Annotated in this window: 11 protein-coding genes; 7 read left to right on the top strand and 4 right to left on the bottom strand. The window is 67.1% G+C overall.

Going from position 1 to position 6,734, the window contains the following annotated elements; all coding sequences use genetic code 11:
* A partial coding sequence (locus VED21_RS38355) for a hypothetical protein (protein ID WP_324891710.1) occupies positions 1 to 226 on the bottom strand: 226 nt, incomplete at its 3' end.
* Between the two features lie 79 nt (positions 227 to 305).
* Here VED21_RS38355 and VED21_RS38350 point away from each other — a divergent pair.
* On the top strand, positions 306 to 806 hold the full coding sequence (locus tag VED21_RS38350; RefSeq protein ID WP_324891708.1) for a GNAT family N-acetyltransferase: 501 nt from the start codon (positions 306 to 308) through the stop codon (positions 804 to 806).
* A gap of 1 nt (position 807) precedes the next feature.
* Here VED21_RS38350 and VED21_RS38345 read toward each other — a convergent pair whose 3' ends face one another.
* Entirely contained in the window at positions 808 to 1,665 is an 858-nt protein-coding gene (locus VED21_RS38345; protein ID WP_324891706.1) for an ion transporter, read from the bottom strand.
* A gap of 193 nt (positions 1,666 to 1,858) precedes the next feature.
* On the opposite strand from VED21_RS38345, the gene VED21_RS38340 reads away from it, so the two are divergent.
* Positions 1,859 to 2,572, top strand: coding sequence for a hypothetical protein (locus VED21_RS38340; RefSeq protein ID WP_324891704.1), 714 nt, complete (start codon positions 1,859 to 1,861; stop codon positions 2,570 to 2,572).
* Positions 2,573 to 2,687: 115 nt separating this feature from the next.
* On the opposite strand, the gene VED21_RS38335 is transcribed toward VED21_RS38340, so the two are convergent.
* Entirely contained in the window at positions 2,688 to 2,906 is a 219-nt protein-coding gene (locus VED21_RS38335) for a hypothetical protein (protein WP_324891702.1), read from the bottom strand.
* Positions 2,907 to 3,069: 163 nt separating this feature from the next.
* A complete protein-coding gene (locus tag VED21_RS38330) occupies positions 3,070 to 3,300 on the bottom strand; it encodes a hypothetical protein (protein ID WP_324891700.1) in 231 nt (76 codons plus the stop codon).
* 190 nt (positions 3,301 to 3,490) lie between these two features.
* On the opposite strand from VED21_RS38330, the gene fumC reads away from it, so the two are divergent.
* From fumC to VED21_RS38305, 5 genes are all read left to right on the top strand, one after another.
* Complete coding sequence (gene fumC, locus VED21_RS38325; RefSeq protein ID WP_324891697.1) at positions 3,491 to 4,891, top strand: class II fumarate hydratase; 1,401 nt, start codon at positions 3,491 to 3,493, stop codon at positions 4,889 to 4,891.
* Between the two features lie 90 nt (positions 4,892 to 4,981).
* Positions 4,982 to 5,374, top strand: coding sequence for a type II toxin-antitoxin system RelE/ParE family toxin (locus VED21_RS38320; protein WP_324891695.1), 393 nt, complete (start codon positions 4,982 to 4,984; stop codon positions 5,372 to 5,374).
* On the top strand, positions 5,349 to 5,669 hold the full coding sequence (locus VED21_RS38315) for a DNA-binding transcriptional regulator (RefSeq protein ID WP_324891693.1): 321 nt from the start codon (positions 5,349 to 5,351) through the stop codon (positions 5,667 to 5,669). Before VED21_RS38320 ends, VED21_RS38315 begins: the two co-directional genes overlap by 26 nt.
* 4 nt (positions 5,670 to 5,673) lie before the next feature.
* Complete coding sequence (locus VED21_RS38310; protein ID WP_324891691.1) at positions 5,674 to 5,907, top strand: ribbon-helix-helix domain-containing protein; 234 nt, start codon at positions 5,674 to 5,676, stop codon at positions 5,905 to 5,907.
* A 19-nt stretch (positions 5,908 to 5,926) separates the two neighbouring features.
* Complete coding sequence (locus VED21_RS38305) at positions 5,927 to 6,634, top strand: DUF599 domain-containing protein (protein ID WP_324891689.1); 708 nt, start codon at positions 5,927 to 5,929, stop codon at positions 6,632 to 6,634.
* The last annotated feature ends 100 nt before the right edge of the window (positions 6,635 to 6,734 follow it).

Genomic DNA, 6,734 nt, shown 5'->3' with positions numbered 1-6,734 from the left:
GGTAACCGATCAGGTGCTTGGCGTGCTCCGCCAGGAAGACCATCGCGTTGCCGCGCGCCTGGAAGGCGGCGAGGTCCTCCGTGGGGCGGCCGGTGGCGAGCCAGGACGGCGGCTCGCCGGGCTCGCGCGGCAGGAACGGGCTTTCGGAATCGATGTCCCGCACGAGGTCCAGAAGGGCGCCGGCCTCGTCTGGCCGGGCCGCACGTATGGCGATGGGAACGGGCATGGCGCGATTAGAACCATTTGTGCGCCCGCGCGGAAGTCCGATATCGTCCCGCCGCCAACACGAAGAAGGGAACCGGGGCATGCCCACCGTCGCCGTCCGCCCGGCCGTCGAAGCCGACGCCGAACTGATCCTGCGCTTCGTCCGGGAGCTGGCGGAGTTCGAGCGCGAGCCGCACGCCGTGAAGGCCACCGTGGAGGATTTCCGCCGCGACGGCTGGGGCCCCAACCCGGTGTTCGAGGCGCTGATCGCCGAGTTGGACGGCGCGCCCGTGGGCTTCGCGCTGACCTTCCGCAACTACTCCACCTGGGAGGGGCGGTTCGGCCTCTTCGTCGAGGACCTGTACGTGACGCCCGAGGCGCGCGGGCACGGTGTCGGCAAGCGCCTGCTGGCCGAGGTGGCGCGCCGCGCCGTGGCGGCGGGGTGCAAGCGCGTGGACCTCAACGTGCTGAACTGGAACCCGGCGCGCGGCTTCTACGAGACCATCGGCATCCGGCACCTGGAGGAATGGCTGCCCTACCGCCTGACCGGCGCCGATCTGGAGGCGCTGGCCGGGGCGGCGCCGGTCGCGCAGGCGGGGTGAGCTAGAACCCCTCGTTGTCGATGTGGACCACGGCGCCGCAGTGCTTGCAGTGCACGGCGTCGGGGTCGTGGCGCGACAGGCCGCACTGCTGGCACTCCACATGAACCTTGCTGGGCCGGAAGATCGCCTGCGCCAGCTTCACGAACAGCGAGATGCCGGCCAGCATGATCACCACCGACAACAGGCGCCCGATGTCGCCCTCCAGCGTGATGTCGCCGAAGCCGGTGGTGGTCAGCGTGGTGACGGTGAAGTAGATGGCGTCGACGATGTTGGTGATCTTCGGGTTGATGCCGACCTGGAACTCGTAGACCAGCGCGCTCGACACGAAGATGAAGAGCACCAGGTTGGTGATGCTGGTCAGCAGCTCGCCGTACTGGGCGAAGGCGCCGCCGCGCTGGCGCAACTGGCGCAGCACCTTCAGCGCGCGGATCAGGCGGATCGCCCGCAGCACCCGCAGGAAGGCGAAGTTGCCGGTGAGCGTGGGGATGAACAGCGTCACGATGACCACGAGGTCGAGCACCGTGCCCAGGCGCAGCAGGAACGACCGCCGGTCGTTGGCGATCCACCAGCGCAGGGCGAATTCGCCCAGCAGCAGCACGCCCAGCACGGCGTCTGCGACGATCACCCACGGCGACGGCGGCATGAAGGTCAGCGCGGCGAACACGGCGACCGTGACCACGTCGACGCCCAGAAGGAACAGCCGCAGCCGCTCGGATTCGAAGTACGCATGGCGCGCGGCCTCGCGCAGGTTCGGTTTCTGCGCGGATGTCGCCGGTTCGTGCGGCTGAGTGGCGGTCGGCTGAGTGGCGGTCATGGCGGTCGGGAACCGTGAATTGCCGAAGCCCTGAAGTAACAGCACCAATCGCCACTCCGCTCAAGACTTACGGGGCCGGTCCGGGAATGGCTTGCCGGGCAGGCGGCAGAACTTGCCGGGCCCGATCCTGCGGTGATGCGGGAGAAACGGCGGCTTTCCTTGGTTTCCGGCTGGGGTTTCCGGCTGGCCCGCATCCTGCATTCCTTAACCGCGGTACTCGTCGGGAAAGGATACGGACATGGCTGGGATCGGTGATATCGGCGGCATGGTGTCGAGCCTGCAGCAGTCGATCGACGCCGCCATGAAGCGCGTCCAGGAGCAGGCCAAGGCTGGGAGCGACACCGGGGCGACGGGCAACGTCAAGGAATACGAGCAGTCCGTCCGCAAATCCTCGTCCACCCTGTCCTACGCCGCCACCGACATCGGCATGGTGGTGAAGAACAAGACCCGGCTGAACGCCTTCAGCATCCTGGGCAAGGATGACCCGGTCGACTTCTTCAAGTTCAAGGTGACGAACCAGGGCGAGCTGGCGCTGGGCCGCGTCGGCGACCCGGACGTGCGCGTTCAGCTGATGGACAAGACCGGCAAGATCATCGCCGACAGCAACAAGGATGCGGGCGCCGCCTTCGACGCCTACAAGAAGCTGTCGGCGGGCGAGCTGACGGTGGACCGCGGCGATTACACGATCCGCGTGGCGCGCGACAAGGGTGTCGCGGCCGGGACCGAGAAGCAGTACGCCCTGCAATTGCGCATGGGCACCTTCAGCGAGGACTACGACACCTACGCCAAGCAGCCGGCGGCCGGCGACACCTCGGGGCAGATCCCGTCCTACGCGCGCTCGCTGCAGGCGCTGATGACCGGCGGCAGCAGCGTGAACAGCAGCTCGCTGACGTCGCTCCTGCTCGGCGGTTCGCCGAAGGGGCGGGGTTCGCTGTTCAATGGGCTTTTCTAATTCAACGGGCTTTTCTAAGCGGAACGTTCATCCTCCGGGCGCCGGCGGCGGTGGCGAGGGGCGCGCCCGGCGCGCCCGTGCCCACCGCCGATTCCATGGCGCCGGCCCGCGACGCTCAGGCCGCCGTCTCCAGCACCGCGTGCTGCTCGCTCAGCCGCAGGTAGCCCTCGCGCTCGTCGCGCATCGACGCCAGCAGATCCATCAGGCTGTCCCGGACGAAGACGTCGCCCTCGCCGGCGATCTTTTCTTCGGTAATCCGAATGAAGCTATCCAAAAGGGTGAGGTGGGCGCGGGAAGCGGACTGGATCTTCGTGTTGACGTTCGTGAAGGCCATCGTACTTCTCCATCGGTTGGGTGGGCGTCGATGGGCCTATTTAGCCGTCCAAACCGTTAACGACTTCTTACCGGGCGTTAACGACTGTCGTACTCTTCAGAATTACTCATGGTAGTAGGTGGGAATACTTCGGTAGTATCCCCCTGGGTTATCTCCGGACGGCTTAGGCCAGTTCCCAGGCCGGCACCGGGCGGCGGGCTTCGGCGCGCTCGGCCAGATGGCCGAACAGCGGGGCCATGGCCTGCGGGGCACCCTCCAGATCCGGGTCGGGGCCTTCCATCAGCAGCGTGCCTTCCTCGCCCGCGCCGATGATGCACCAGCCGCGCGCCAGCATCTCCGCCACGCGCTTCTTCGAGATCAGCGCCCGGACGTGGTCGGTCGCGTACACACCCATCCCAGCCTCCATTCTTCCGGTGACAGTGTCTTGGCGATGTTGCGTGCCTCCACGATGCCGCAGCGAAAAGAACAAATCAAGAACATAATTTTCCGACGCCGTTCCGGCCCTTGCCGCCGGCCGGCCGGCGGCTCAGATCTTCAGCGGCAAACGAAGCCTTGGGACAACGATGTTGGGGGAGGACGCCGGCATGGTCGGCAAACCGGACATGCGCACCGAAACCGATTCCTTCGGCCCCATCGAGGTGCCGGCCGACCGCTACTGGGGCGCGCAGACGCAGCGCTCGCTCCAGAACTTCCGCATCGGGGGCGAGCGCATGCCCGGCCCGCTGGTGCGCGCCCTGGGCATCCAGAAGAAGGCGGCGGCGCTGGCCAACCTGGAGCTGGGGGCGCTCGACCCCACGCTTGGCCGCGCCATCGTCGAGGCGGCGGAGGAGGTGGCGGACGGCACGCTGGCCGACCACTTCCCGCTGGTGGTCTGGCAGACCGGCTCCGGCACGCAGACCAACATGAACGCCAACGAGGTGATCTCCAACCGGGCGATCGAACTGCTGGGCGGCGAGCGCGGGTCCAAGGTGCCGGTGCACCCCAACGACCACGTCAACATGGGGCAGTCGTCCAACGACAGCTTTCCCACGGCCATGCACATCGCCGCCGTGGAGCAGATCCACCACGAGCTGGTCCCGGCGCTGGAGCACCTGCACGCGGCGCTGGCGGCCAAGGCCGAGGCCTTCAAGGACATCGTGAAGATCGGCCGCACCCACCTGCAGGACGCGACACCGCTGACGCTGGGGCAGGAGTTCTCCGGTTACGCCGCGCAGGTGAAGTACGGGATCGAGCGGATCAGGGGCTGCCTGCCGCGGCTCTATCCGCTGGCGCAGGGCGGCACGGCGGTGGGCACCGGCCTCAACGCGCGGGCGGGCTTCGCCGAGGCGTTCGCGCGGCACGTGGCCTCCATCACCGGCCTGCCGTTCGTGACGGCGGAGAACAAGTTCGAGGCGCTGGCCGCGCACGACGCGCTGGTGGAGGCGCACGGGGCGCTGAACACCATCGCCGTGTCCTTCATGAAGATCGCCAACGACGTCCGCCTGCTGGGCTCCGGCCCACGCTGCGGCATCGGCGAGATCGCCCTGCCTGAGAACGAGCCGGGATCCTCCATCATGCCCGGCAAGGTCAACCCGACCCAGTCGGAGGCGATGACCATGGTGGCCGCGCAGGTGATGGGCAACCACACCACCGTCACCGTGGCCGGGGCCACCGGCCATTTCGAGCTGAACGTCTTCAAGCCGGTGATCATCCACAACGTCCTGCAGTCCATCTGCCTGCTGGCCGACGCGGCGGTGAGCTTCACCGACAACTGCGTGGTCGGCATCGAGCCCGACCGCGAGCGCATCGCCCGGCTGATGGGCGACAGCCTGATGCTGGTCACCGCGCTGAACCCGCACATCGGCTACGACAACGCCGCGAAAATCGCCAAGAAGGCGCACAAGGAGGGCACGACGCTGAAACAGGCCGGCGTGGCGCTGGGCCTGCTGACGGAGGAGCAGTTCGACCAGTGGATCCGGCCCGAGACGATGATCGGGCCACGGTAGGACGGGGTCGGGCCACCGTTCGTCTCTTCAGGAATGTAACGCTGTGTGCTACACATCCGATGAGACGTGGGGCGGACCGGGGCCGGTGTCGTGAGGGTTTTCAAGACCAAATGGTTCGTCCGGTTCGCCCGCCGGCAGAAGATTCCGGACCGGGAATTGTGCGAAGCCGTCCAGCGAGCCGAGCGGGGGCTTGTCGATGCCGATCTGGGTGGTGGCGTCATCAAGCAGCGCCTGGCGCGGTCCGGCCAGGGACGGTCCGGCGGATTTCGCGGCGTCATTCTCTTCAGGATCCGGTCGCGCGCCTTTTTCGTGTACGGCTTCCCGAAAAGCGAGCGGGACAACATCGATGCGAGCGAGTTGGAGGCGTTTCGGAACTTGGCCGTGGTGATGCTCGATTACGACGACGATCAACTGCGGCAGGCCCTCGAAACGGAGGCACTTCAGGAGGTGTGGTGCGATGGCCGGCAAGACATACAGGAGTGACGCACTGGCCGCGGTTCACGAAACGGCGGCGGATCTGCACGCGGCCGGGCTTCTCGACCAGCGCACGATGCGCGATTTCGATGCGATGTGCCTGACGACGGTGGAGGATCTGTCGCCGGAGGAGATCAAGGCCTTGCGTGAGCGGGAAAACGTCTCGCAGCCGGTGTTTGCCCGCTATCTCAACGTCACGAAGGGCGTCGTCAGCCAGTGGGAACGCGGCGAGAAGCGGCCGCGCGGTCCATCGCTGAAACTCCTCAATCTGGTGCGCCGCAAAGGCCTGCAGGCCATCGCGTGAGGGCATGAAGAAGCGTTCCGTCCTCATCGCCGGGCATCCCACCAGCGTGTCGCTGGAGGAGGAGTTCTGGGACGCGCTGAAGGAGGTGGCGGCGGTGCGGCGGCAGTCGGTCAACGCGCTGATCGAGGCGATCGACGCCGAGCGCGCCGGCAACCTGTCTTCCGCCATCCGCGTCTTCGTGCTGAACGCCTACCGCCGGGGCGGCGGCGGTGCTACACCGGAGGAGCCCGCCTCCTGACGCTCCGGACCACCGCTCCGTGCCGCCCGACCTCAGTCCGCTCGACCTTGCCGCCTTCGCCTGGTTCCTCGGCATCTGGGGGACGTTCAACCTGGTGCAGGACCACCTGCTGCGCGGCCGCACGCACGTCAACCAGCACCTGAAGATCGTGCGCCGCGTGTGGATGGAGCGCATGCTGGAGCGCGACAACCGCATCATGGATTCGCAGCTGGTCGGCCACACGATGAACAGCTGCACCTTCTTCGCCTCCACAACCATGCTGGTGCTGGCCGGCCTGCTCGGCTCCTTCGGCGCCATCGAGCATGCGCACGACATCATCTCCGCCCTGTCCTTCACGGTGCGGACGTCGCGCCAATTCTTCGAGCTGAAGCTGCTGCTGCTGGTGTGCATCTTCACCTACGCCTTCTTCAAGTTCACCTGGGCGCTGCGGCAGTACAACTACGTCTGCGCGCTGATCGGCGCCGCCCCGCTGCCGCCGGTGCCGGACGGCGAGCGGGTCGCCACGGCCACCGACATCGCGCAGGCGCTGACGCTGGCGGTGACGGCGCTGAACGGGGGCCTGCGCGCCTATTACTTCGCGCTGGCGGCGCTGTGCTGGCTGATCAGCCCGTGGCTGTTCATGGTGGCGACCGCCTTCGTGGTGGGCGTGCTGGTGCGCCGCCAGGGCTATTCCGCCACCGAACGCGTCATCGCCGCCCAGGCCGACCGACTGGAGAGGCGGTCGTAGGTTCCACCCATAGGCCGCTGCCTCAATTTTCGCTCTTCCAAATTGTTCGTGTAACACCCAATTCTCTGGCGGAGACATTTCCGACCAGGGGGCTGGGGCA

Source organism: Azospirillum sp. (genome assembly GCF_035627195.1).
Classification (GTDB): domain Bacteria; phylum Pseudomonadota; class Alphaproteobacteria; order Azospirillales; family Azospirillaceae; genus Azospirillum.
The sequence above is the reverse complement of the archived record's forward strand: the minus strand, read 5'-3'. Positions and strand labels throughout refer to the sequence as shown.

Coding starts and splice junctions, on each gene's coding strand:
- VED21_RS38335 (WP_324891702.1), bottom strand. CDS start 2,906: ATGGCCTTCACGAACGTCAACACGAAGATCCAGTCCGCTTCCCGCGCC.
- fumC (WP_324891697.1), top strand. CDS start 3,491: ATGGTCGGCAAACCGGACATGCGCACCGAAACCGATTCCTTCGGCCCC.
- VED21_RS38340 (WP_324891704.1), top strand. CDS start 1,859: ATGGCTGGGATCGGTGATATCGGCGGCATGGTGTCGAGCCTGCAGCAG.
- VED21_RS38315 (WP_324891693.1), top strand. CDS start 5,349: ATGGCCGGCAAGACATACAGGAGTGACGCACTGGCCGCGGTTCACGAA.
- VED21_RS38330 (WP_324891700.1), bottom strand. CDS start 3,300: ATGGGTGTGTACGCGACCGACCACGTCCGGGCGCTGATCTCGAAGAAG.
- VED21_RS38310 (WP_324891691.1), top strand. CDS start 5,674: ATGAAGAAGCGTTCCGTCCTCATCGCCGGGCATCCCACCAGCGTGTCG.
- VED21_RS38350 (WP_324891708.1), top strand. CDS start 306: ATGCCCACCGTCGCCGTCCGCCCGGCCGTCGAAGCCGACGCCGAACTG.